The sequence below is a fragment of the Roseiconus lacunae genome (genome assembly GCF_008312935.1).
Lineage (GTDB): Bacteria > Planctomycetota > Planctomycetia > Pirellulales > Pirellulaceae > Stieleria > Stieleria lacunae.
Map to the genome: position 1 here is coordinate 414,050 of NZ_VSZO01000012.1, position 25,942 is coordinate 439,991.

The 25,942-nt window shown below is 55.6% G+C and carries 20 protein-coding genes; 10 read left to right on the plus strand and 10 right to left on the minus strand.

From position 1 onward, the window contains the following. Nucleotides 1–63: 63 nt before the first annotated feature. Nucleotides 64–2,907 carry a DUF1549 and DUF1553 domain-containing protein gene (locus FYC48_RS17765; RefSeq protein ID WP_235034309.1) on the plus strand — a complete coding sequence of 948 codons (2,844 nt, stop codon included), beginning with the start codon at nt 64–66 and terminating at the stop codon, nt 2,905–2,907. 115 nt (nt 2,908–3,022) lie between these two features. Continuing rightward, nucleotides 3,023–4,327 carry a DUF1501 domain-containing protein gene (locus tag FYC48_RS17770; protein ID WP_149498062.1) on the plus strand — a complete coding sequence of 435 codons (1,305 nt, stop codon included), beginning with the start codon at nt 3,023–3,025 and terminating at the stop codon, nt 4,325–4,327. Between the two features lie 604 nt (nt 4,328–4,931). On the opposite strand, the gene FYC48_RS17775 is transcribed toward FYC48_RS17770, so the two are convergent. The 4 genes from FYC48_RS17775 to FYC48_RS17790 form a co-directional block, all read right to left on the minus strand. Next, nucleotides 4,932–5,603 (minus strand): hypothetical protein, encoded by a 672-nt coding sequence (locus FYC48_RS17775; protein WP_149498063.1) that lies wholly within the window; start codon nt 5,601–5,603, stop codon nt 4,932–4,934. Between the two features lie 276 nt (nt 5,604–5,879). Then, complete coding sequence (glnD, locus tag FYC48_RS17780) at nt 5,880–8,525, minus strand: [protein-PII] uridylyltransferase (protein ID WP_149498064.1); 2,646 nt, start codon at nt 8,523–8,525, stop codon at nt 5,880–5,882. A gap of 96 nt (nt 8,526–8,621) precedes the next feature. After that, nucleotides 8,622–8,960 carry a P-II family nitrogen regulator gene (locus FYC48_RS17785; RefSeq protein WP_149498065.1) on the minus strand — a complete coding sequence of 113 codons (339 nt, stop codon included), beginning with the start codon at nt 8,958–8,960 and terminating at the stop codon, nt 8,622–8,624. Between the two features lie 122 nt (nt 8,961–9,082). Then, nucleotides 9,083–9,658 carry a cob(I)yrinic acid a,c-diamide adenosyltransferase gene (locus FYC48_RS17790; protein ID WP_149498066.1) on the minus strand — a complete coding sequence of 192 codons (576 nt, stop codon included), beginning with the start codon at nt 9,656–9,658 and terminating at the stop codon, nt 9,083–9,085. 193 nt (nt 9,659–9,851) lie between these two features. On the opposite strand from FYC48_RS17790, the gene FYC48_RS17795 reads away from it, so the two are divergent. Then, nucleotides 9,852–10,295: a bis(5'-nucleosyl)-tetraphosphatase gene (locus FYC48_RS17795; protein ID WP_149498067.1), complete on the plus strand. Its 444-nt coding sequence runs from the start codon at nt 9,852–9,854 to the stop codon at nt 10,293–10,295. Between the two features lie 19 nt (nt 10,296–10,314). On the opposite strand, the gene FYC48_RS17800 is transcribed toward FYC48_RS17795, so the two are convergent. Further along, nucleotides 10,315–11,964 (minus strand): transglutaminase-like domain-containing protein, encoded by a 1,650-nt coding sequence (locus tag FYC48_RS17800; RefSeq protein WP_149498068.1) that lies wholly within the window; start codon nt 11,962–11,964, stop codon nt 10,315–10,317. A gap of 349 nt (nt 11,965–12,313) precedes the next feature. On the opposite strand from FYC48_RS17800, the gene FYC48_RS17805 reads away from it, so the two are divergent. Then, nucleotides 12,314–13,018 carry a hypothetical protein gene (locus FYC48_RS17805; RefSeq protein ID WP_149498069.1) on the plus strand — a complete coding sequence of 235 codons (705 nt, stop codon included), beginning with the start codon at nt 12,314–12,316 and terminating at the stop codon, nt 13,016–13,018. A 114-nt stretch (nt 13,019–13,132) separates the two neighbouring features. Then, nucleotides 13,133–13,651 (plus strand): NADPH-dependent FMN reductase, encoded by a 519-nt coding sequence (locus FYC48_RS17810; RefSeq protein WP_149498070.1) that lies wholly within the window; start codon nt 13,133–13,135, stop codon nt 13,649–13,651. A gap of 63 nt (nt 13,652–13,714) precedes the next feature. Here the strand turns inward: FYC48_RS17810 and nadD are convergent, their stop codons facing one another. Next, nucleotides 13,715–14,323 (minus strand): nicotinate (nicotinamide) nucleotide adenylyltransferase, encoded by a 609-nt coding sequence (gene nadD, locus FYC48_RS17815; protein WP_149498071.1) that lies wholly within the window; start codon nt 14,321–14,323, stop codon nt 13,715–13,717. 192 nt (nt 14,324–14,515) lie between these two features. Here nadD and priA point away from each other — a divergent pair, with 192 nt between their 5' ends. Continuing rightward, a complete protein-coding gene (gene priA / locus FYC48_RS17820; protein ID WP_149498072.1) occupies nt 14,516–17,059 on the plus strand; it encodes a replication restart helicase PriA in 2,544 nt (847 codons plus the stop codon). Between the two features lie 36 nt (nt 17,060–17,095). Here the strand turns inward: priA and FYC48_RS17825 are convergent, their stop codons facing one another. Then, nucleotides 17,096–17,605, minus strand: a complete 510-nt coding sequence (locus tag FYC48_RS17825; protein WP_149498073.1) for an SET domain-containing protein — start codon at nt 17,603–17,605, stop codon at nt 17,096–17,098. 397 nt (nt 17,606–18,002) lie between these two features. Here FYC48_RS17825 and FYC48_RS17830 point away from each other — a divergent pair, with 397 nt between their 5' ends. From FYC48_RS17830 to FYC48_RS17845, 4 genes are all read left to right on the plus strand, one after another. Next, nucleotides 18,003–18,983 carry a PP2C family protein-serine/threonine phosphatase gene (locus FYC48_RS17830; protein WP_149498074.1) on the plus strand — a complete coding sequence of 327 codons (981 nt, stop codon included), beginning with the start codon at nt 18,003–18,005 and terminating at the stop codon, nt 18,981–18,983. An 11-nt stretch (nt 18,984–18,994) separates the two neighbouring features. Next, the gene (locus FYC48_RS17835; protein WP_149498075.1) at nt 18,995–19,954 is read left to right on the plus strand and encodes a DMT family transporter; all 960 of its coding nucleotides are present in this window, start codon (nt 18,995–18,997) and stop codon (nt 19,952–19,954) included. Between the two features lie 496 nt (nt 19,955–20,450). Continuing rightward, nucleotides 20,451–20,843, plus strand: a complete 393-nt coding sequence (locus FYC48_RS17840; RefSeq protein ID WP_149498076.1) for a hypothetical protein — start codon at nt 20,451–20,453, stop codon at nt 20,841–20,843. 561 nt (nt 20,844–21,404) lie between these two features. After that, nucleotides 21,405–22,226 carry a hypothetical protein gene (locus FYC48_RS17845; protein ID WP_149498077.1) on the plus strand — a complete coding sequence of 274 codons (822 nt, stop codon included), beginning with the start codon at nt 21,405–21,407 and terminating at the stop codon, nt 22,224–22,226. A gap of 66 nt (nt 22,227–22,292) precedes the next feature. Here FYC48_RS17845 and FYC48_RS17850 read toward each other — a convergent pair whose 3' ends face one another. From FYC48_RS17850 to FYC48_RS17860, 3 genes are read right to left on the minus strand one after another with little or no spacing between them, the layout of a single operon-like run. Further along, a complete protein-coding gene (locus FYC48_RS17850) occupies nt 22,293–23,831 on the minus strand; it encodes a tetratricopeptide repeat protein (RefSeq protein WP_149498078.1) in 1,539 nt (512 codons plus the stop codon). Beyond that, nucleotides 23,818–25,317 (minus strand): serine/threonine-protein kinase, encoded by a 1,500-nt coding sequence (locus FYC48_RS17855; protein ID WP_149498079.1) that lies wholly within the window; start codon nt 25,315–25,317, stop codon nt 23,818–23,820. Before FYC48_RS17855 ends, FYC48_RS17850 begins: the two co-directional genes overlap by 14 nt. Beyond that, entirely contained in the window at nt 25,310–25,918 is a 609-nt protein-coding gene (locus tag FYC48_RS17860; RefSeq protein ID WP_149498080.1) for an RNA polymerase sigma factor, read from the minus strand. Before FYC48_RS17860 ends, FYC48_RS17855 begins: the two co-directional genes overlap by 8 nt. Between the last annotated feature and the right edge of the window lie 24 nt (nt 25,919–25,942).

Here is a 25,942-nt window from a genome sequence, read left to right on the forward strand (position 1 = left end):
GGTCGCATTTCCAACCGCTCCCCTCTCCCTTTTCATTCCTTCCGTTTGGCGAATCGTATTGTGATGAAATCCATTTGGCATTGTCCACGACGACGCCGTTTGATCGGCGCGATGGTCCTAATCGGTTTGTCGACTACGGCGCATGCCGATCCGGTTCGTTCAGACTCGGCGGAGAAACTGCCCCCGGTCGTCGCACCATCGATCGAGTCACGTTTCTCACAACCCAACGCGCGTGAGACGCCGGATTTCCAAAAACACGTCATTCCACTGCTTGGAAAACTCGGCTGCAACGGACGGGCCTGCCATGGATCCTTTCAGGGGCGTGGCGATTTTCAGCTGTCGCTCTTCGGCTATGACTTCAAAGCCGACCACGATGCGCTGATGGCCGAACAAACCGGGCGGATCGACACCGATGAGGTCGATGAGAGTTTGGTCCTGGCCAAACCGTCAGACGCCGACATGCACGAAGGCGGAAAACGTTTCGACAAGCAAGGTTGGCAATACAAGGTTCTACGTCAGTGGATCGCCGACGGGGCCCACTTCGATTCGTCTTCCGTCCAAGAACTTGAACGATTACAGATTGTCCCCGCCGAGATTCACTTCGCATCAACCGATCAATCCGTACGCTTGCGGGCGATCGCCCACTGGGCGGATGGCTCGGTCGAAGACGTGACGCCGCTCTGTCGCTTCGGCAGTAACGATGACTCGATCGCCGCGGTCAGTGAACACGGCCTCGTTCGCTCGGGCGAGTCAGGCGATACCCACGTCGTCATTTCTTACGACAACGCCGTTGTCCCTGTTCCGGTCATCCGGCCGATCTCCGGGGACGCAGACTCCCTTTCGTCACCATCACTGGGAAGCATCGCCGAAGCGCCGCCGACGAAGCCGATCGATCGACTGATTCAGCAGAAACTAGACAAGCTCGGCATCACGCCGTCGGCTGTTTGTACCGACGAAGCGTTCGTCCGACGGGCCTCCTTGGACATTACCGGAGTCCTCCCGTCGGCCGAACGTGTTGCGGACTTCCTTCAGGAAACGGGCTCCGACAAGCGGGCCCGGTACATCGACGAACTCCTTGATTCGCCGGCCTATGGTGCTTGGTGGGCGACTAGGATGAGTGATTGGACGGGAAACAATGCCGAGCAGCTCAATAACGTTTTGCCGGTTCGCAATGTCAGTAACAAGCTGTGGTTTAAGTGGCTGCAAAAACGCTTCGATGACAACGTCCCCTATGACGAAATCGTCGCCGGTATCGTCACCGCCAACAGTCGCGAAGATGGCGAAAGCTACCTCGACTACTGCCGTGAAATGACAGAGATCTGCAACGGTAACCTCGACCGCTACGCTGATCGCGAATCGATGCCATTGTACTGGTCGCGACGAAATTTCCAGCAACCCGAAGAACGTGCCATTGGGTTTGCTTATGCGTTTCTAGGTGTCCGAATTGAATGTGCCCAGTGCCACAAGCATCCCTTCGATCAATGGTCGAAGCAAGACTTCGATGACTTCGCGAAACTCTTCGCACCGATCCGCGCCGGCAATGCCAATGTGGTCTCACCGGAATCAAAACAGGAGCATAGCGAGCTGACCGAACAACTGACCGGCGGAAAAAAACTGCGTGGCGGTGACCTACGTCGGGCGATCCAGAAAGCCGCCCAAAAAGGCGACGTCGTTCCCTTTGGAGAACTATTCGTTAACACGCGCGGACTGACCGATCGACAAAAACAACAGCGGGCGATCGCGAAACGTAAAGGCCGAAAAGTTCCGCCCGTTCGTATTCCCACCGGCAAAATCCTCGGTGATGGCGATGCGTTAGAACTGTCCGAAGATCCGCGTCCGGCATTGATGCGGTGGTTGCGTGATGAACAAAACCCGTACTTTGCTAAAGCGATCGTCAATCGAATCTGGAGCAATTACTTTGGCATCGGAATTGTCGATCCGACGGACGACATGAACCTCGCCAATCCGCCGAGTAACGCAGCGCTTTTGGATCACTTGGCGGCCGAACTGATCGAACACAAGTTCGATTTGAAATGGCTGCATCGTGAAATCACCAACAGTGATGCCTATCAACGAAGTGCGGACACGAATCCGAGCAACATCAATGACCGGTCAAACTTCTCCCACCACTTGCCTCGACGTCTGCCCGCCGAAGTTGTCTTCGACATGGTGATGCTGGCCACCGGATCGACCGAACAAGCCGATCAGTTGCGTAGCGACGTGGACCAGATGGCGATCGCCGATGGCAAAGCTCGCACCCGCAATAATTCCGACTTTGCTCTCCAAGTCTTCGGACAATCGATACGCGAAACAAACTGCGACTGCGACCGCAGTGATTCACCTAGTTTGCTTCAAGCGATCTACCTGCGAAACGATGCTGACATGTACAAGCGGATCGCCGACAAAAATGGCTGGGTCAACGAAATCTGCCAACAGATGGGCATCGAGTCTCCGCAAGGCGTCCAGTCCTCGGCTCAAACGGTTCGTCAACGACAAGATGAAAAGGTCCGCCAAGCGATTGTCAAGCGAGTCAGCCAACTACGTAAACTTCCCAAAGCCCGGCAAGAAAAGGTACTGCCGTCGGCAGAAAAGCAATATGCCCGTATGGCCGAACGCTTGGGACAAACGTATGACCTTCCGAGTTTCGAAGCGTTGATGCAAGACCCTTCGATCTGGGGCAAACTGGAAACCAAAAATGCCTCAAAGCTGCTCGCGACTGACGCTTCGAAACCCTCGCTTGACGAGGTGATCCGTCGAGCTTATTTGCGAACGCTGAGCCGATATCCCGATGACGAGGAAGCAAAGATCGCCGCTGAATATATCGAAACGAGTCCATCACCGACCAAAGGCCTGGAAGGTTTGTTATGGGCTTTGGTGAATACGAAGGAGTTCATTATCAGCCATTGATGAGCCGCTCCTTCGATCAGCATTTCGTTTCCGACGCAATCAACGTGACGCGTACGAAACGGAACCGCGTTTGAAATCATTGCCAATACATTCCCCCTCGACTTTGGATCGTCCCATGAAACTTCATCAGACCTGTGACGGCGTCAAACGACGCGACTTGCTGAAAATCGGTAGCCTGTCAATCGGCGGACTGACGCTTGCCGGGTACAACCGACTTGCCTCGGCCGGGCAGGTTGCCCCGGGCTTTGCCAAACGTGCGATCTTTATCGAATTGCCCGGTGGACCTTCGCACATGGACACCTTTGACCTCAAGCCCGATGCCCCCGATACACACCGCGGGGCCTTCAAGCCGATCCAAACCAACATCCCCGGAATCCAGATTTCCGAGCACCTGCCGAAGCTGGCCGGTTGCATGGACAAGTTCACGATCCTGCGTGGTGTCAGTCACACCCTAGCCGCCCACCGCCTTGGACAGGAGTACGTCAATACGGGAAGCAAACCAATCCCCGCACTTGAATTCCCCAGCTACGGATCGGTGCTTTCCAAAGAACGTCCCGCCGACCACGACATCCCAAGTTCCGTCGCCGTCCCCCGGGCCGGACATGGCGCCGGATTCCTCGGGATTCGGTATTCGTCACTGGAAACAAAGTCACAACCCTCTTTTGGCAATCCTTACAGCGTTCGTGGGATCTCGCTTCCCGGTGGCATTGGCGTCGACGAAGTCAAACGGCGGCAGTCACTGCTTCAGAAACTCGATCGCCGGTTCACGGAACTTGAAAAGAACGACCAGTTACTCGAAGGGCTCGATCAATTCGGCGAACAAGCCTACTCGATGATCACATCGGAACGGGCCCGAACGGCGTTCGACATCAGTCGGGAACCAGAATCATTCGCGAAGCAATTCGGCGAAGAGTCCTTCGGTCAAAGCTGCCTGTTGGCACTGCGGTTGGTCGAATCGGGCGTCCGTTTCGTCACCGTTCAACTCGGCGGCTGGGACACGCACACCGACAACTTCACCAAGTTGAAAGACAATCAGTTACCCAAGCTTGACGCGGGGTTGAGCGGCCTGCTCAACGGCCTGGATCAACGCGGCCTGCTTGAATCGACGGCGGTATTCGTGACCGGTGAATTCGGACGGACGCCAAAGATCAACAGCCGATCTGCCGAAGGCGGGCGCGACCACTACCCGCGTTGTATGTTCATGCTGATGGCAGGCGGAGGCATTCGCGGTGGGCGAGTGGTCGGCGAAAGCGATGACACCGCTTCGGGTCCACGTCATGATGGTATTTCTCCAGACGATGTCGCGGCCAGTTTTTATCACAACCTTGGCATCGATCCGACACTTGAATTTCAAAGTTCAACCGGCCGGCCGATCACACTGGTACGCGACGGTTCGGTGATCAACGAACTTTTCAGTTAGCGCGCTTCCGTCGCTGATATCGGCGACGCGCCGAACTTGCCAGAGTTTCGTTCAGCCCCGATGCTTGGTTGCGGCTTCTCAGCAGAAGGGCGTTTGCCACAGTCATTGCACCGAGACCGTGGCTAAGTCCATGCGGTTCATCGTAATTTCAGATATTGACGAAGCCCTCGGCGCCGTCGTCGTAAGCATGGACGACGATTAAGAAGCAATGGAAAAGGAGAAGGGCCATGGTGAAGCCCTCCCTGCCTCACCATGGCCCATCAGTGCTGGAACGATGGCACCGATCGTTCCACCCTCCCAATCCATGGTACAAGTCATATCGGCACCCCAACGCGACTCCTGTAGTGGTTCCGCGGGATCGTTCGTTTTTTTTCGATCTCCCAATGATCCGCTTTGCTAGCAAAGAGTAATCTGGGTGACGTTGGCGGCGAGCGTGCGAGATCTGGGTGGGAGACACGTTTGGGGTTCAGGCCGCGAATACCACCGACACTTCCGGCAAACCGGTCAGGCAAACTGAAAACGCTCGGCGAACTCCCCTCCCAAAAGAAAAACGCCCGGGGGTCCGGGCGTTCGATCGATTCGTCCTTCGTGCGACCGAAGCAACTTAGTCACAAGATTCTTGCATGTCACACCAGTCCGCGGGAACCGAGTTGTAGACGTTGCCGCAAGCGTCACAGCCGCGTCGATGCTTGTGATGGATTGACAAGTCAATCGTCGTGCGGCAGCGGTTTTGGTAACCGTCCCAGACGTTGGTATTGCAAGCGTTCGAACGCCAGTATTGGTAGAACGTTATGGTCGGCAATTGGGGAGGCATGTAAGGCGTGCAAGCCCCTTGATGAATCCGATTTCCGAGGCAGCTCCCACAACCCTTGCAACCGTGCTGGCAGTCGCAAGCAGCGTGGTTGCCGCATGACTGACAATCACCAGCGGGCGCGGCATGAGCGTGCGCCGGCGTCGCGGCGACCGGTGCCACATGAGTCGGCGCCGTTGCGTTTGGCTGAATCGGCGTTGCGACCGGGGACGGTGCGACCGCCTCGGCTTCGACGGAAACCGGCTGGGCGGGCATTTCCAATCCGAGAGCCGACTGGGCACCGGTTTCTACGCCCGGGACCCCGGCGTTCACCAACGGCGGTGCGATTGGCGTGCTCGGGTTTTCGAATTGAATTTCCGCTAGCAGTGCATCGAAGTCTCCTGCGAGGACAGGACTTCCGACCATAGCCGAGCTAGCGACGAGAGCCGATAGGGCAAATTTTTTGAGCAGCTTGAACTGACGCATGAGTAACATCCATGAGAAATGCTTGAGGTGACGAACGACATGTCGCACGACGCCCAAGCGGCGCGGCTTCCATGCCAGTGCAGTTCTTTCACTCTAAGCCTTCCCGCGCCCGTGGTCCCTGGCAAGCAAAAGGGACAAAAGTTTTGGGCCTACTGGTGTGACCATGGCGCCACGATCGTCTTGATGGACCGAAATGGTGAATCGACAAAAGACGTCGCAAACGACAAACCTTACCGGTTCCGTTTGAGCCGAGTCACTGCGGCTAAGGTGTAACGATCAGGCAGAGTTTGTCTCATCCTGGTCGGCGATTGCCAACAACACCTCTCGAACCTCATGTTTACGAGCGTCCTGTTCGATTTTTCCGCCATCGATCTCAGTCACGTAGAATACGTCGGCGACCTGATCGAGATGCGTATCGATTTTGGCGAAGTGAATCACAAGCCCCATTTCTGAAAGCGCTGACGCGATTCGGTACAAAAGTCCAGTCTGATCGTAAGCAAAAAATGACACGATCGTAAATCGATCGAGCGTTTCGTTATCAAAATCGACTTTACTGGGCAGCACGTTAACCGAGTCCGGTTCTTTCGCCTTGGCCATGGTCCATTTTTGCCGACGCGGCGGAACTGGGATCTCCGGTGAATCGAGCAGATGGGTCACACGCTCGGAGATCTGCTCGATCCGTGACTCGGGTGGATCTTCGGGATGGTCGGGATCGTTGACCCAGAATTCGTCCCAAACCAAATCATCCAGAGTGACGATCTCGGCCCGCAAGATACTGATCCCACACGACATGAATGCACCGGCGACGCGGGCGAAAATTCCCACCCGTTGCTTTCCTTGCCGGTGAATCACCACATACCGGCTCGCCGACGGGATCGGGTCATAATGATGGAAACAATACGACGTCTTGCCTTCGTCAAGCGATCGGGCGACCTGGTCGATCTGCTTGGCGAGAACGTCTGGTAGTTCTCGCCGCAGCATCGAAAGGGGCAACTGAGCCAACAGGCGATGGCTGGTCGATTCACCGTCGTCGTCGGCCAAACTCGCCTCCACTTGATGCCGGATCTCTTCGGCCAACGCGTCCTGATCCAAGTCAACATCGCCGGTCTCGAAGTATCGGCGAGTCCGCAGATAAAGGTCCTCGATCAGTTTCATCTTCCAATCGGTTAGCACGCCAGGACCGACCGCGGCAAGGTCGGCGACGGCATGAACGATTAGCAATTCCAAGCGGCGAATCGATCCGACTTCCTTCGCAAACGAAAGTACGATCTCAGTATCATTGAGGTCGTGTCGAAAGGCGACATTGTTGACCGCCAGATGCTTGAGCACCAACCATTCCAAGATCTCGATACTGTTGGAATCCAGATCAAAGCGTTCGCCGACTTTTCGTGCGATCCGCGCCCCGACGATGGAGTGATCTTCGGGATAGCCTTTGCCGATGTCATGAATCAACAGTGCCAAGTGCAACAGGGTTTTGTCTTTCAAGCGGCGGTAGCGACGGCCCATCGATGACTGGTCATCGGCGAAATCGGTTGCCGCTTCGACCGCTCGAATCGAATGCGCGTCAACGGTGTATTTGTGATAGGCGTTGAACTGTAACAGCCCGCGCGTTCGCTTGAACTCGGGAATCAACTGCTCGATGATCCGCAATTCATGGAGACGGCGAAGCAGCGGCGCCAACCGACTTCCACGACTGAGCAACGATAGAAACGCCCCGACCGATTCTGAATCCGGCGTCGAGGGCACTCGTTCTTGCATCGCGTTGCGGATCGCTTGCCAGGTGTAGTGACCGATCCGACGGTTGTTGTGATTCGCGACGCTCATCAACCGTAAAACACGGGGCAAGCTATGCGAAAACTCAGCCAACTCGGATTGATCTACCCAAATGTGAGTCGGTCCCATTCGAATGGATTCATCGATCCGTCTGGAAGCGGTCCATTCGTAGAGTTGCTCCCGCAGCGGTCGACTACGATTGTCGTCGGCAAAGAATCCGGCGATGTAGCGAACCGCGCGTGTCACTTCGAAATACTGCTGCATGAACGCTTCGACGGGTAAAACACCGTCTTCGGCTTTGTAGTTCCAGGCTTCGGCGATCTCCATTTGGGTCGCCCGCCCCAAGATGTCTTGAGCCCGGTTTTCACGAAAATGCAGTTCGTTGCGGAGCCGAATCAAAAAATCGTACGCACGACGTACCAACCGATAGTCTTCGCGGGAAAGCGTATTGAGCCGCAACAGCTTCTCAAGATCGACCTCGCCATAGCGGGCGAAACCGATCCAACGAATCATCTGAATATCACGCAACCCGCCGCGTGATTTCTTCACGTTCGGCGTCAGCAAGTAGCTTGTCACGCCCCACTTGGTCCGCTCTTCTCGCCTGGCTTCGATCAAATCACGGATCAATCTTGCCCGCCGCAGATAGGCACCGTGACGTAGCGACTCGAAAAATCGCGTGAAGACCTTCAGGCTTCCGCCAAGAAATCGCGACTCGGTCAACGAAGTGAAGATGACCGGGTCGGACCATGAAAGCGAGCAGGCTTCGCGAGTGGTACGCAGCGCAAAACCGACGTCGATCCCGATATCGACGAGATCGCGGGTCAGTGCCTGCGCGATCCGCTCGGCGGCGGCAGTGCTTCTGCTGCGCGTGATCAGCATCAGGTCGGCGTCGGAATATGGCGCTAGATCGCGCCGCCCGAATCCCCCATGGGCGACAAGCGCCATGCCGGCCGGAATTTCACCCGCGAAGTGGTCGCGGCACGCTTGGTTGAAGACCTCAAGAACGATGTCGTCGTAGAGATCGCTGACGAGTGTGGAAACCTGGCTACCGTGGCCACCTTGATTGTGGACACGACGACAACGTTCACGTCCCTCGCGTAATTGCTCGCGTCCCAAAAGGACGACGTCGGAAAGCGAGGGACCACCCATTTACGCCTATGCACTCATCGCAACAATTCATCGGAAACCCCGAAATCAAAGGCTGCGACCGCGCTAACGGTCCCAGCTTTGCTGACAGCATTCCCACTAAAGGGCTTCTTCGCCACGTTCGCCGGTTCGGATTCGGATCGAATCCTCGAGATCGGTGACGAAGATTTTTCCATCGCCGATCTGACCGGTCTGAGCGGTTTGCAAAATGGAATCCACAACCGTCTGCAGGTTGGCGTCCGTGCAAATGACCTCGATTTTTACCTTCGGCACAAAATCAATTGCGTACTCGGTGCCACGGTAAATTTCCGTGTGCCCCTTTTGACGGCCAAATCCGCGGACTTCACTGACGGTCATTCCATGGATCCCTTGATCGGTCAATGCGTTCTTGACATCTTCCAATTTGAAGTGGCGAACGATGGCCTCAACTTTTTTCACGTCTGTGCCTCGGAGAAAGCGACCTGATGAATTTTCATCGAACTGACACTCTATTGTATACTCCGCGTGCAAAGGTCTTCCAGCGGGCACACCACATCGCTTTTAGCGACGCTTTATTTCACTTAAGCCGGTGATTCCGGGCGTGTCCAGATCACATCCTCGATCCCTGCCTGCGAATTCGCCTCACGACTGAGTACAAACAGGTAGTCGCTGAGCCGGTTCAGGTAAACGATCACGGCGTCTGAAACGATTACTCCGTCGACAGCGGCCAGCGTCACCACTCGCCGTTCGGCGCGGCGACAGATCGCCCTGGCCAGATGTAAAATCGAGGCCGCGTGACAGCCCCCCGGCAAAATAAACTGCTTCAGCGGCGGTAATCCCGTCTCATGCTCGTCGATCCAAGACTCCAGACGCGCGACATGACCGTTGTTGATCACCCGCAACTCGTACTTGTCGGGGTCCGGCGTTGCTAATTCGGCGCCGATCGAAAACAGCTCGCTCTGGATATGCTCGAGCTGTTGGTCCAAGGACTCATCAAAGTTTCCGCTCGCGACGCCCGCCGAACGAACACACCCGAGAGACGCGTTCAGCTCGTCGATCGTTCCATACGCCTCGATCCGGACGTCATCTTTGCAAACTCGTGGGCCACCGAACAACCCGGTGCTTCCGGCATCCCCCGTCCTCGTGTAGATCTTCATGATTCCCAGTGTCGGTCCTAACAGGCGGATTCAATAATCGCGTGACCGTCATTTCAGACACGCTCAGTAAGTCAACTTTGTCTGTGATACCGTCACCTTAGAAGACGATCAAGCAAGGCATTGGTAAGCTGACAACGCATCGCATTGTTTCACCTCCAGCCTGCCCCCAACGAGCGAACAGACCGATCACCTCATGACATCAGCCTCCCCAGAAAAGAAACGCGCCGCCGGAATCCTAATTATTACGGCGACTTCGCCGAGAGAATTCTTGCTGCTGCGCCATCCGGATCGCTGGGACCTTCCCAAAGGCCATCGTGACGGCAACGAATCTGATGCCGAAACGGCACTGCGAGAAACCGAAGAAGAAACCGGATTGTCGGCGGATCGGATTCGTCTCGATCCGGAGTTCCGTTTTCGCCTGAACTATCCGGTCAAGTACAAACGCAGCGGCAAAGCGGTCGAGAAAACCGTGACGTACTTCATCGGTGAAGTCGATCAAACCTTCGAACCGATCTTGACCGAACACCCGGAATTCCGCTGGTTCCCTTGGGCACCGCCTCATCAAATCCAAGACCAGACGATTGACCCATTGCTTCAAGCCGTCGCCGACTATTTGGAAGCGAAAACGTCGTCCTAGAACAAAACCTGAAACCGGATCAACGGCCTCCGCGAATCTGAATCCGTAGCTTGCCAAGACGCTCAAATGACTCGGCAAGGTCAACCGACAATTCGGTCTCGCTTGTCGAGACGGCCAACGCCAGACGATCGACCGCGTTGGTCTGACGCGAAACCGGATCGATTGAAACCCACTGCCCTGCATCCTGGGCGTCAACATAAACGGTCACCCAGCCGGTCAACTTCATGAGCGTTCGCCCCGAGCCTGGCGATTGCTCGGCCGCGGGAGCCAGACCGAGTACGATCCGTGCAGGAATCTGCTTGGCCCGAAGCACGGCTGCGAGCACGATCGCCTGATCAATTTCACCGCCCTGCCCTTGACGCAAACTCTGCGAGGCGGATCGAAGCGGCCCTTGCGGAACGAGAGTGAGTCGGTCCCCGCAGATGCGTGCCACTTCGCGAATCGACTCGAGTGTCACTTGATCGTCAGATGACGTTTTCCCGGCAAGCTTGACCACCGCAGGATGACCTGTCTCGAGTAACTTCGTAGCGGCCAGATCACCTGCAGCGGCGTCGGCGGAGACTTGCGTAAACTCGCCTGGGGCTGTGCCGTCACCGGAGACCAAGACCTGTTGACCGACGACCACGTTGTTAGTGAATTGATTTCCAAAAGCCGGCAAGAGCGTTTCATCACCCTGCAGACGCCCGGAGAGTTTCGAGACGATGTAACCGGCCTGAGTGAATTGACTAACGTCGGCACTCTCCCGTCCTTCTGAATCGGTTCCGAATGTCCCTTCGGCACTGAAGACAACGGGTGCCAGCGGTCGCGTGAACTCGTTGAGTGCTGCCGCCGAACTAACATAAAACGATTCCAAACGAATCAACGGTCGCAAAGTTTTCTTGATCACGCCATCGTCTTGCAACCACAGCACCTGATCATCGACGGGTTTGGCATCGACCAAGGTGGTCACTTCGATTTCGGTCAAGGTTTCGTACTGGCCGTCCAACATCGATACCGAAGCCTTCCCGGTACACCGCAGCTCGAAGACGGCCACGGCATTGACGGTTGAATTCAATCCTTCGAGTCGACGTGACTCGCCGGGCTGCATCATCTCGCGACGCAGCGACTGTTCGACGGCGAAGGGGCCTCGCATCCCGTCCGCCCAAACCACGTCCTGGGTCGTCGGCTCGCCCCCGCTGGCCTGAAAACGGAACGCCAAACGATTGCCACGTCGACTCGCGGAGATCGACGCCTGGTTCAGGCCGTTGGTAACACTTGACGTCAACGTTTTCACATTCGCACGTAGCGATTCGATGCTTTGCGTATCAGTGATCTGCAGAAACTGCAACGTGTTTTGACGAACGATCAACTGATCTTTGCGTTGGTAGCGGACCTGAGCTTCGCCGGATTCGAGCACCGTTTCGTTAATGACCCGTTCGGCGGAAACTTCGCTGATGCCGACGACCTGACGTCCCATACGGTGAACATACCAAGCTCGCCAATCGCCTTCGAAATCGGCCGCGTCTTGGTTCGCATTAAGATCGGCTCCGGACTGTGCCGTTGCTGGATCGGCCTGATCGTCCACGGAATCCTTCGCCGGACCGATCGGAGGTCGAGGCGGAATCAACCGATCGCAGGCGAGGCAACCGAATAGCGGCAATAGCAATAAAAGAATTTTGATCCGGGACACCAGAAATACCTCGATGACAAGTCCCAAGTGGACGCTCGCATTATACCGCCGTGAGGCAGTCGATCGACAAAGCGTAGGACACTGCTGCCAATTGTCACCCCTGACGTTGCGTCCGGGCAACACGAAACACTCAGAAGGCGGAGCCCGTTTGAAACGGTCAGGCCGACTGATCGGAATGTACCGGTTAGGACTGATGGATTTCCTTTTGCGACCGCGCGGGGTTTTCGAATGCAGTCGACGCGCAAACGACGTGACCTAGCGTTGGCTGTAGATCGTTCGGACGGAACTCTCATTCGCTTCGACCGATGCACAATCCCCGTGACCCCACGACATGATCGGATCGCCTCCTATGGGCTTTTTAAAACGCATCCTCCGAAACAACACGACCGAAGAGACTGGATCGGTCTTCACCCCGGGAAGCTTCGAAGCATTATCCGAAGAAGAACTGCAAACCCACATGGGCATCCACAGCTACGGTGCCTTTGACCTGACCGACGCGATTCGGCCGAGTTATGACTTGCAGGTCGTCCCTAAACAAGGCTTCCGATTCGACGAATATGTCGACGATAGCAGTCAAGCCCGCACGCCGGTTATCATGGCGTCGGTGACTCGTCGACTGATCATGGATCTGTTCCTTGATCTCATCGATCACCTCGGCCCAGTCGTCGACGTGGTGCTGGAAACCAGCCATCATCACAATTCGCACAATCAGGACCTGTATCGCGAGCATATCGACATGCCGGTCCTGAAAAGCATTCTCCTCGACCACGAAGAACTCTTGCTCAACGACGGTTGCACCGGCGTCGCCGTGATCAACCCGACACGGCGACAAGAGGTCCAGTTGGACGAACACAAATTGATGATCGTGTACGGCAAACCCCTCGAACAATTCGAACGAACGTTCATCGAATCGGATGTCTACCCGGACGACAAGCTGAAGTTCATCACCGAAGCGGAGCATGTTCACAGCAGTAGTGAAGCGTTGTTTGACCAGTTCAACACGCTGAAAAATCGCCTGGGTATGGACACCGACGACTACTCCGGTTGCGTCTAACGACCAACGGAAGTGCGTTTGAAGTCGGCCGTGGCTTATTTACCGCTTCGAATCGTTGCCGTAGGATCGCGGATAGAAATCCTCTTCCTGCACGATATTTGACAAGCAACGATCATGATCCTGGTAATTAGCGCTAGCCTGAATCCCGGCAGCCGCAGCCGAATCTTAGCGAATGCGGCGAAGTCGCTTCTCGAAAATGACCATCAAGACGTCGCCACGTTCGACTTGGCACAGACACCGCTGCCCTTTTGCGACGGAGCCTCGGCGTACGGCGACCCCAACGTGATCGAGCTGGGAAAACTCATCGAAGCGGCTAACGCGATCATCATCGCCTCGCCTGTCTACAATTTCGATGTCAACGCGGCGATCAAAAACGCGGTCGAACTGACGGGCAAGAAATGGACCGGCAAGGTCGTCGCGATGATGCTGGCGGCAGGTGGCGCCGGAAGCTACATGAGCGCGATGGGGCTGGCCAATAGCCTGATGCTGGATTTTCGCTGCCTCATCGTTCCGCGGTTTGTCTACGCCCTCGGCGATGCCTTTGAAGGCAACGAAATCTCCGACGAGAACATCCAGGCCCGTGTCGGTCAAATGGTGCAGGAAACCATCCGATTGGCCGAGGCCCTGAAGTAGTCGCTCATCGCTTGCGGTTCTTTCTAAGGACCGCCAACGTCGCATCGTACGGTGCGATTAAAATCAACTTGAATAAAGCTTGTTCGCCTTCAAGTACACCTCGACCGCATGGGGGACCCGGTAGCGGATGCTTCGCCCTTGACACACCCGATCACGAATGTCGCTGCTTGAGACTTCGATCGCGGGCATCTTGATCACATTCGCTTTGAATTGCTCGATGCGTTCGGTCGAGACCAAACCCTCGAGGACATCAAAGTCGATCTCCGCCTCGCCGCCACGCTGCACAACGCTTAGCTGGACGGATTCGAGCAATCGAGCAGGCTCGTGCCACCTTTGCATCGAAGCAAGCGAATCGCTGCCGATGATCAAGAACAACGTCGCGTCGGAAAATTCGGTCCCCATCTCCGCGATCGTCTCTACCGTGTAGCTGACGCCCTGACGACGGATTTCACGGTCGTCAACAACAAATCCCTCGCGGCCGCCGATCGCCAGCCGCAACATCTCTGCTCGCTGTTCGGGCGTGGCCGAAGCCCCCCCCGGCTTGAGTGGCTGTGCGGCCGTCGGGATCCAGTGCAGCCGATCGAGCGATAGCGACTCCCACGCCGCCTCGGCGATCCACAAGTGTCCGACATGAACCGGGTCGAACGAACCGCCAAAGATCCCTAGTCGCATCAGCTAATCCTCCGTTTAAATTTCATTTGCCACAAGCTCGTCGGATCAACAGCGGACCAACCGTGTCAAATCCTTCGGAACAATCCCGGCAAGTTTGTACCGACGATTCAATTGGCGACGGAATCCCTTATGCTGACCAGTGTCCACGCTACAACGTCTGCTTCGAGCGGCCAACCCGACGGCCCCCTAACCATGTCACCCCCCTTCCCTTCTGATCGTCAGCCAGGTGATTTACCAAATCCGCCGTCCAGCCAACCCGCAAACCGGCCATCCGCTTCCTCTCCCCCGACGACTCCGAACCGCCCCGACGATCCAAAATCCCGGACGGCATGTGTCGACGGAAGCTTGACGGCACCTGGATTCGACGATCTGGAAAAAACACCCTACGCAGACCTTCAAAAGATTGACTCCCTTGACGTCGATGCCAAGCCCGACGACGGCACGACCCAAGGAGAACTGTTTGACACCGATCCGCCGCCTTGGGAACTCGAAACGCCCGAGGACACGGCGATCGCCAGTGTTGTTTTTCGCGACGCCCCCTTCGGCCCCTACGATTATCGGATCCCCGAACAATTCCGCGATGTCCTTCAACCCGGAATGCGTGTCCATGTTCCACTCGGGCGCCGGAAACAACCGACAACCGGCTGGTGCATCGAAACCAAGCTCGGCTCCAGTGGCGGGCGCAACCTAAGCGACGTCGCAGATGTCCTCGACGGTGAACCGCTTTGTGATCGGCCTTTGGTTCGGTTGGTGACGTGGATGAGCCACTATTACCAATCCCCGGCGGGCCAAGTCTTTGACGCCCTCATCCCCAGCAGCGTTCGATCGCAAGCAGGCACGCGTCAGCGCACCTACCTATCCCCTGCCCCGATCACCAAAGACAACGCCGCCGTCGAAGCGCTGCCGCCGAAACAGCAGCGTGCACTTCGCCTACTGATTGCCTCGGGACGCCCCATGACCGAGTCACAGTTGATGGTTCATGCCGATTGCACCGCCGCACCGATTCGAGCGTTGCGGAAGAAAGGCATGGTCACCGAAAACAAACAGCGTGAACTGTCGTCCGGTATGACCACGCGTTGGCAAGTCGGTGACGGCGAACAAGTCGAAAAGCACACGCTGACCGACGAACAAACCGCCGCCCTGAGGCAAATCACCGGTGCCGTCGATTCCGCCGAACCGCGCACCCTGCTTCTGCACGGGGTGACCGGTAGCGGTAAGACCGAGGTTTACATCCAAGCGATCGAGCATGTCGTTAAGTTTGGCCGCGCGGCGATCGTGCTCGTTCCCGAGATCAGCCTCACACCGCAGACGCGCGGCCGCTTTGAACGCCGTTTTCAGTCGGTGGCTGTTTTACACAGTCAAATGACTCCTGCCGAACGCCACTACCAATGGCAGCGGATTCGCCGCGGCGAAGTGCAGGTAGTCGTCGGCCCCCGAAGCGCAGTCTTTGCCCCCCTGCCCCGCCTCGGGTTAATCATTCTTGATGAAGAACACGATGGATCATTCAAACAAGACAGCCAACCACGCTACCATGCACGAAAAGTCGCCTACGCGCGCGCCCGGTCCCTGAAGATCCCATTGCTTCTTGGTAGTGCAACGCCGTCACTCGAATCTTGGTACGCAACCGAGACCGGACATGCGGAGTTGATTTCGATGCCCAATCGCGTCGGAAATCGCCCGATGCCGGATGTCCAACTCGTTGACCTTCGGCTCAAAGACGAACGATCCATGGGCGGATCGATCAGCCGCCGCTTGCACCAAGCAGTCAACGAAACACTTCACGAAAAAGGGCAGGTTATCCTGCTGCTCAATCGCCGCGGGTTTGCGACGACCATCCAGTGCCCCGCTTGCGGTCACGTCGTTGCCTGCCCCGAATGCGAGCTCCCGCTCACCCATCACCGCGACGGAAGCAAAGCGGTTTGCCACTACTGCGATTACACCATCGCGACGCCGCCCTGGTGCCCGGAGTGTCGCTTCGACGGGATTCGCTACAGCGGTCTCGGAACGCAAAAACTTGAAGTCGAAGTCAAAGCTCGATTCCCCAAAGCACGCGTCGCACGGATGGACAGCGATACGATGCGTCGCCCCGGTAGCCACCAAAAAGTCCTCGCCGCATTCCGTAGCGGCGAGATCGACCTGCTGCTTGGGACACAAATGATCGCCAAGGGACTGGACTTTCCGAACGTCCTTCTCGTCGGGGTGATCAATGCCGATGCCGCCCTACACTTCCCCGACTTTCGAGCCGGCGAGCGCACCTTTCAGCTCGTCACTCAAGTCGCCGGCCGGACCGGTCGAGGCTCACGCGGCGGTCGCGTCATCGTGCAAACCTTCTCCCCAGAACACATGGCAATCCAGGCCGCCTCTCGACACGATTACATTCAATTCGCCAAAGCCGAAATCGCGAACCGTCGCAAATTTAACTACCCACCGCTCGGTTCGATCGCTCGGATTATCATCCGCGGGAGCATCGAAGATGTCACCGAAGCGACGGCCTGCTTGTTATTGCAACGTCTCGAATCGGCACGCGAACGCCTCGGCGCGGAGGTACGCCTGCTCGGCCCCGCGCCACCCCCGATCGTCAAACTTCGTGGCAAATATCGATTTCACTTGCTGCTTCAATCGATCGACCCGCTTCAGCTTGGCGCGACAATCCGGATGGCGACAAAGTCATTTAAGATTCCCGAAAAAGATGACGTCCAATACGTCGTCGACATCGACCCTCTGGACATGCTTTAGCGGCGAAGGATTCGTGCTCGACAGAAAGCGATCGAACTATTTTGCTTTGCGTTTTTCGCGGCTCACCAAGCGTTTCATTTTCTTCACATCATCCTCGGCGACCACCCAGCCACGACAGTTTTTCGAACCACAACAGCACTTCGGAATCCACCACTGGGCTTCCCATTGATAATCGAACGTCAACTCGGTCCCCGGTTCGATGTTACAACGTGCGACCAAACCATTAGAGACTTCGGTGACCTGCACCATGTCGCAGTTGGGATTGCAAGAATGGTTGATATAGGCACCCGGGATGATCGGTTCCAGGTACCAAGCATCATCCAAGTTCATCGCATACGTTGAACCGTCGTAATCGTCGGCGGCGATCAGTTGCCCCGTGATTTCGATCACCAACTCGCCTGGCAAGAACTGCCGAGACGCGATAACCCCACGCCCTTTGCCCTTGATTTCGGCGACGTACACGTCGCGGTCTTCGTACGCCCGATATCCATAATCTTGATCGACTTGGGCCTGCAGCTTACGTCGCCGTTTCTTTGATAGTTCCATACCTGACAGCTTCTTCCAATCCAAAGGTTGCTTGCTGCAAAACCTACGTCACGTTTTTAATCACGTGATACAAATCCAATCATCTCAAATGATGCACCGCCGGACGCATTTTTTAAAGGGTTTGAAAACGAAATTTTCTTTTGCGAACCATGATCAATAAAGAATCGACGACGACGCGGCTGTTCTACAATCGGTGATCGAACCGTACCGCTGTCGCCTCACCGGCTACTTACCTGCGATCATTGTCACTCGACAGCCTGTTAACGTGAAGTAATGTGTGCGAAGCCGCCACTCTGACGTGATCGACGCGACAAGGCTACAATCAACCCCCGGTAAGGTTGTGAGGTGAGGTTGCAACACGAGCACGCCGAAAGACCGGACGGGGTGAGGCCAAAAAATGCACGACTCAGAATTCGAATTCACGCAATCAGAAACCTTTGGCCGTACGGACATCGGTCGCTGCCGTGCGGTGAACCAAGACCAATTCCTGATTGCCGAACTGAGCAAATCGATGCTGGTTTCGGCATCAAGCTTGGAAGAAATCCCCGCGGGTCGTTTTTATGGGAAAATGCAAGGGCAGGTGCTAATCGTCGCCGACGGCATGGGCGGGCATGCGGCCGGCGAGCAAGCCAGCAGCGTGGCGGCACAACACCTGATTTCAAGACTGATCAACAGCGTCCATTGGTTCTTTCATTCCGACGAAGACAACGAAGAGGATTTCGTCAACTCACTCCGGCAATTACTCCGCGATGCCCATACACGCATCCTCTCTGAGGCTCGACATGACGCCAACAAGGCTGGCATGGGCACCACCCTCACGATGGCTTACATCAACTGGCCGACGATGTATGTCGTCCATGCGGGCGATAGTCGCTGCTACCTGGTTCGGCAAGGGATGGCGAAACAATTGACGACCGATCACACGCTTGCTCGGCAAATGGTCGAAGCCGGCGGAATGAAACCCGAGGACGAAGCGTCAAGCCGCTGGAGCAACGTGCTGTGGAACGTCCTCGGCGGCCACGGCGAGCGCGAACTCCTCGCCGAAGTTCACCGGGTCGACCTGCAAACCGATGACTCGGTGATTCTCTGTAGTGATGGCTTGTACCGCTATCTTGAAAATGAACAATTGGCTCAATTTGCGTCCGCCCAAAATGACGCCTCCCTGCTCTGTCAGCAATTGATCGACTTCGCCAACCAAGCCGGCGGGGAAGACAACATCACTGTGATCGTCGCCCATCCAAAACCCGCACATCATCGTCAACTTACCGACAGCAGCTTGACGATCAACAACGCGTATACGGACACGATTCCTGATCGTCCGACGGATGAGCTGACGAGCGATGACTTGAGTGACGTCGTCAAACGATCTGACGCCTGACCTCGCACGACATGCCAAACTCCCCAATGTGGCTCGGCCCTGCCTGTGGTCTCGCTTCCGCCGTCCTTTACACGCTCACCAACATCGCATTGCGAAAATGTGTTGACGTCGACCCCTACTTGGTCTCTGCCGTCAAAGCAGCTCCCACCGTGGCGGTCCTCGGTCCGCTGCTTTGCTGGAATCGATGGGTGGGTTCGTCCACGGCCGCGACCGAACGCCCATTTGAACAACTCACAGCGCTGCGGTTGGGCCGGTTCATCGGTGCGTCGTTCTTAGCACAGTTTTTCGGCAATGCGGCTTTCCAAAAGGCACTCGGTTACATCGGACTTGCCGCATCTGTCCCGATCACTTTAGGGGTACTGATCGTCGGCGGTGCGATCTTCGGTGCGATCCTGTTGGGCGAAGCTGTTAGCCGACGCAAGATCATTGCGATGATCACTCTCATCGTCGCCGTCGTCGTCCTCTCACTCCCCGAGACGACCGCAAACGAAACAACCGTCTCACGCTCGGCGGCGGAAATTCTCACGGGGTCGCTGTGGGCCGCACTCAGTGGACTCGCTTATTCGCTCTTCGGTGTCACGATGCGGATGACACTCCAGCACGGATTCCGATCCAATGTGCTGATGTTTGTCAGCGGTCTGACCGGCGTCATCACACTCTGGAGCTACTGTGCGGTGATGCTCGGCTGGAATACCATCAGCCGAACGTCGCCGGATCAATGGCTGGCAATGACAGCCGCCGGGTTCCTGAATTTTTCAGCGTTCGTCGCCATCACCGCGTCGCTACGTCTATTGCCGGTGGTCGCGGTCAATCTGATCAATGCATCCCAAGTCGCGATGGCTGCCGTTGCAGGCGTGATTCTCTTTTCAGAACCCATCACTTTCCGGCTGGCCGTCGGGATCGGCTTGACCTTCATCGGATTGATCATCCTTGCCAGACGCACCCGCGCCCCACTGGTGATCACAGACTAGGGCTCCGTCTAGATCCAATGCTTGGTTTAGAAAGATCAGCTGACGGGTGTTAACCCCGGTTATTGCAACGAAACCACGGCGAACGACAATCGACTGACCCTCGTTTAAAATGTTGATGAAACACCGGTCCGTGATTGCTGACAAAACTTCGTTTTCCCAATCGGTATCGGCGTAATGGCCGTGATGTTAAGGACACTGCTCCTGAAATCCATCCAATCTCCGCACCAGTGCAAAATGGAAAATTTGGATCTCAGAAACAGAACTTCACTCCATCGCGGTGGTTAAACTAACGCTACGGCGTGATCTCCCCATGACTCGCTCTGATGCGGTCCGATCGCGCCGGCTCCCCTCCCCTGCCCTTACCTGATTAGGTGCATTGATGAAGAGTACGATTCTTGGTGTCGCGATGGCCTTTGTTTTGACCACTCCTTTGACTGCGGCTGATGAAAAACCCAATCGAAAGAAAGGGCAACGCAACAACGCAGCGGCACAAGTCATGAAACAACTTGAAAAGGCCGAACTAACCGAGGAACAGCAGACCAAGCTTAAAGAACTGGCCAAGAAGACCGGCGCGGAAATGCAAGCCCTCCGCAAGGAAGCTGGTATCACCCCGGAATTGATGAAGAAGCGAGCCGAAGCGCAGAAAGAGCTGAAAGAAAGCGGCAAAAAGCCAGCCGAATTGTTCGCAGAAGTCAACAAGAAAGCCGGACTGAGCGAACAGCAAGCCACTGCGCTGAAGAAAGCTAACGAAATGCGTGCCGATCTGCTCAAGAAAGCGGTCGCCATGCTGAGCGAAGATCAAAAGTCCAAGCTGCCAAAGCAACTCCTGCGCCGAGGCATGGAGAAAAAGGATGGCAAGAACCGCAAAGCAAAGAAGAAAGCTGAATAACGTTTCTTCTCGCACCAAGCCAAACTCCAGACGAGCCGATCACGTTAGCAGGTAACTGTCCTGCGGCGTGATCGGCTTTTTCTATCCCCGAGGTATGAAGTGAGTCGCGACACATGCAGTGTTCGTTCATGCCAGACCGAGCCACTGCCCCCATAGCCACTGACTTTTCTAATCCTGACGCATGCCCCCTACGCTCGACGGCGTTTGCGTTCGACAGCCCTCAGCTTGACCAAAAAGCTTGACAAACGTAATCCAAGCCGACAAAATAGACAAACAATCTATAGTGTTTCGCAGTTGAAACGATTCGGGCCGACGACACCAGCGTACCAATTCAGAAACTGAGGGATGCATCTAGAGATCCGTCAGCACTAATAGTGAATTCCCTTTTCGCGTGACAGCCCGACGTAAGGGTGTTCGACTCGTAGTGACTGGATAGGTCTTCAATGCCCCTGGTTCTCTGGAATGAGTGTTCGACGATTGATTGTCCCTTACCCGTTCCACCTCGATCACACTGCGGCGAACGCTCACCAATACCGTATTGGCCCTTCAACGTAAACGACGATGCACCAAACCAAACTCCGCCTGCTTCCCAGACGTGAATGCTTATCGTTTCTCTTGCTGGGCACCCTCGCATTTGTCCCTGTGATCGGTATCGCTCAGGACCCGGTGGAGTCCGATTCTTCGAGCGCGTTGAAAGACCGATTCACCAAACTCGCTGAGCGTATCACCGTTTCTGCGGCCGGGCCGCCAAAGACGAAACTCACCCGACTTGAACAACCGGTCCTTAGTTGGAGCAATCCCGAACGCAATACGACCGTCGGGGCATTGCACTTGTGGACCCGAACCGGGCGTCCCGAAGCGGCACTCTGCATCTACCCTTCGTTGGAAAAGGTGCATTTAGAATTCCAGTCACTCAGTACTTCCCAGTTGCTGGCAAACGATAGCGATCGGTTGATCTGGCAGCCCAACCAACCCGGCGTCAATTGGAAGGACCTGCCGGACACCGCCCCGCCACTGAAATCGCCCTATCAGCGGCTTCGACAGATGCGATCAATCGGTCGCCGGTTCAGCGCGAAATTGGTCCCGCCGAACCGTCCTTCGATACCACTTCGAGTGCTCGAACGACCGATCTATCGCTACCCGAATCACACCGGTGGTGACGTGATCGACGGCGCGGTGTTTTCCTTCGTTCAGGGAACTGATCCGGAAGTCCTATTGTTGCTTGAAGCATACGAATCCGGCGACGAACATCGCTATCGCTACACGCTCGCACGAATGTCGGTCGTGCCAACCGAAGTGACCATCGACAACACGACAGTCTGGGAAACATCGTGGGCGGTTCAGCGATCCTACACCCCATACTATGTGTACGAAACGAAATAGACGGTTTTCCGGTGCGGCAATCGGTTTTAGGCAGGCTGAGCGCTGCGGCATCGATCACATTTTCTGCTAACGAAGCCCTGCCTCAGCCTCCTCAAGAAGCTCTCGCATGGTCTCATCGGAAGGTTTGTGTTTGAGATACCGATCCGCCCATTCTTTCGCACTCTTGAAGTCTTCCTGTGCAAGATAGGTTCGTACCAAACCAAACCATGCGGCGGTAATTCCCATTCGCACCGCGTTCGGCTCACCATATTTCTTGATCAGTCCGACCGTGGCGTTCAGCAATTGTTCTTCGGCCGCGTCAAGTTTCCGCTGTGCCAACAACGCTTGCCCAACGCCATTCATCGCGCCCTGATGTGCCGGTGCGTCTTTGAGAAGCTTCTTAAATTCTGCGATCGCTTGATCGAATTTCTGCAAGTGCATGTAGGTCCAACCAAGCCCGTTGAGAGCCGGCTCCAATTTAGGATCAAGTTGCAGTGCCTCCTTGAATTTCTCGAGTGCGACGCGGTGATCGAGACGTGACCACGCTTGCCAGCCCTCGCCGGCTAAAAGCACGGCCGATTCAGAGTCCTGCTGAGAAGTCTCTGCCACGGAATCTGATTCGCCTCTTGATTCGCCATCTGCTTGCGACAGCAACTCTTCGATACGAGCGGCGATGATTTTCTCTGCATTCGCCTGACGTCGTTCGAGCTGTGTTTTCACTCGCTTCAGGTTGGCTTCTGCCTGCCGCACTCGAGCTTCGTGCAGCTTCAGTTGGAGATTGAACGATTGCCGAACCAGCGTTTCTATCATTGCGAGATTTGGGTTTCCGCCGCCGGCATCATGCTTGTGATCGACTTCTAAATCGACATCGACGTCAACCAATTCGTTGGCATCGACGCCAAGTTTTTCTAAGTCGCGTTTCGAATTTTGAAGTGCTTCTCTCAATAGCTCGAGGACTTTCGGTGACGGCGTCTGCAGTTCCGCCTTCTTTAGCTCTTCGTTCACGCGACTCAGCATCGCCTTTGCACGATCGATTCGACGAGTTTCCTGTACTGTCTTGGCCTTCTCGGGTGTTGCACTGGAGTTGAATTGTCCTACGTCGCCACGTTGTCCATCGACCACAAAACGTGACGCACTGTTTTCACCTTGAAAGGTTGAGATTTCTAATCCCGTCAGCTCAGTCAACCGTTTACGTAGCTCTCGTCCTTCGGCAGTGTGCCATGCGTACGCCCAAAAATACTCGCGTCGTTGATTCGGAATCGCCGGAAAGTGGGTCAACATTTCGACGGGGACTCCCTCGGGTACTCCGACCACGGAGTGTTCGAAGTAGCCGGGGATGATCACCTGTTTTAGGTCGACACCTTCGGCAAGATCTAGATTCCACTGGGCGCCGAAATACCCGGTCATCACAAGTACAATCGGATGCTCCGTTTTTTCGACTCGAACGAAGATACGATCATCGGTTTGATGATTCTCTGGACTATAGATGCCGACGACGTGCATGCGGCAACCTTCAAGCTCCGTTTTCGGTAGCAGTTCGGCGTTCACGTCGCCTGCCATGATCGCCCACGTCAATGCGATCACGATCGCGAGACGTTTTCCAATTCGATTACTACTCTTGATCATAAATTTCTCCCGTCACTGCAGGTTGAAGATTCAAATCGTCACCATCCGTTTCATTCAGTAGGGCTTCAAGCTCTTGTTCAAGTCCCATCAATTCACGATCGTCGTATTCCCAAGCCAGTTCTGGATCAATCGTGAAAGATTGGTCAGTACCGAAAGCGACTTCATCACTCGAGCGTTCACCAGAGTTAGCAGTGCTTGAGGTGGAATCGCGATTCCGAAACGCAAATTGCGTCGCGACGCTAAGAACGAAGAACAGCAATACAACCGCACCGACATTTCCAAGCGAGCGAACGGATAGACTTTTCAGGCCGGATTTAATGACCGGCCGTTTGGTCGTCGCCGGCTGACGAAGATGCATCAAACATTGCTCAAGAACACCCACCAACTGATCCACAGAATCGAATCGGTCATCGCGAGATTTAGAGAGCAAACGATCAACAAGATCGACGTACCAACGTGGTAGCTCGGGGCGTTTTTCCAGGAGTGAACGATGTGGTTGCTCGACGATTTTTTTCAACACGCCATAGGGTGATTCACTTCGAAATGGAGGCGCCCCGCACGCCATCGCATACATCACCGCACCAAGGCTGAAGAGATCGGTTTTGTGGTCAACCGGCAAGCTCTTCGCCTGTTCGGGCGACATGTATTGAGGCGTTCCTGCTAACACCCCGCTACGCGTCAGGCTTGCGTCATCAACGGTCCGTGCTAATCCAAAATCGGTGATCAACACACGTGAAACACTGGAAAGTAGCAGAATATTCGAAGGTTTGATGTCACGATGGATGACGCCTTGATCATGTGCCGCTGCAAGTCCGCGTGCAACCTGGACCGAAATTTCGAGCATCTCTTCAAGAGGCAACGGTGCGGAACGATCGATCCGATGCTGTAATGATTCCCCTTTGACAAACGGCATCACGAGAAATGGGATCCCCTTCCACTGATCGACACCGAAGATCCCGACGACGTTTTCGTGGACAACCGCAGCAGCCGAACGAGCCTCGCGAGCGAACCGTCGACGCGAAGCGGAATAGTGGCTGTAGCTGGGATCAAGAATCTTAATCGCGACCAAGCGATCAAGTGAAACGTCGCGGGCTTTCATCACGATCCCCATGCCGCCACGACCGATGATCCCGGTCACTTCGTATCCGGCGAACCGCCCCATCATTGCCGGATCATCGGTCGGATCAAGCATCCCCAGGGTATCGTGACCTTCCCCCGAAGCATGATCGATTTCCCACGACGAATCGTCGCCGGCGACCGCTGAAATATTCCCTCTCGTAGTCGTGACTCGATCGCCATGGTCGGTGCTCAAGAACGCTTGGGCATGATCCCAAAATGCCGATCTCGCCGATCTCTCATCAAGCCGATCCCGACAACGCGTACATTGCTCTAAGTGCTGTTCGAAGGCGACGACCTCTCGATCCGACATCACATCGGCCAGAAATGCGTCGATCAGGTCATCGCCACAGACTACCTGCTTACTCATCGGAGAATTCCTCTTCAACGAGGTCAAGCTCTTGAACTTTTTCGCGAAGCTTCCGGATGACGCGACTTCGTGACGTGTAGACGCTTCCCACACTACATCCGATTCGCTTGGCAACATCATTGGCCGAGCACTGTTCAACCGCAGTCAAATAAAACGCTTCCCACATCGCCGGTCGTACTTCGCTGCGAATGGCGTTTGCGGCGACCTGGAAAACCTCTCGGCGATACTGCCACTGCAGCACTTCGGTTTGCCCACCTTGTTCCGGCTGGACGGCCAACCAATCCATTGCCTCCGAACCGCCGATCGGTTGATCGTTTGCTTTTCGTGTGATGGCATTGATGATCGCATTTCTCGCAATTGTCTTCAGCCACGTCCGAAACTGGGCCCGACCGCGACAATGTTCGAAGCGTTCGATGGCATTGGAAACCGCCCAGAGAACCTGCTGTGCCAGGTCATCCGCGTCAGCTGACTGCAATCCCTGAGCCCGAGCCATTTGCAGAACTACCGGTCGGTACAGCCGCGAAAACTCCGTCCAAGCGTCACCGTCATTTCGGTCATGCAACCGCAGTAGCAAGCTCGCTCGAGTTTCCGGGGCTGACATCTAAATGTTTTCGACAAAACAAAC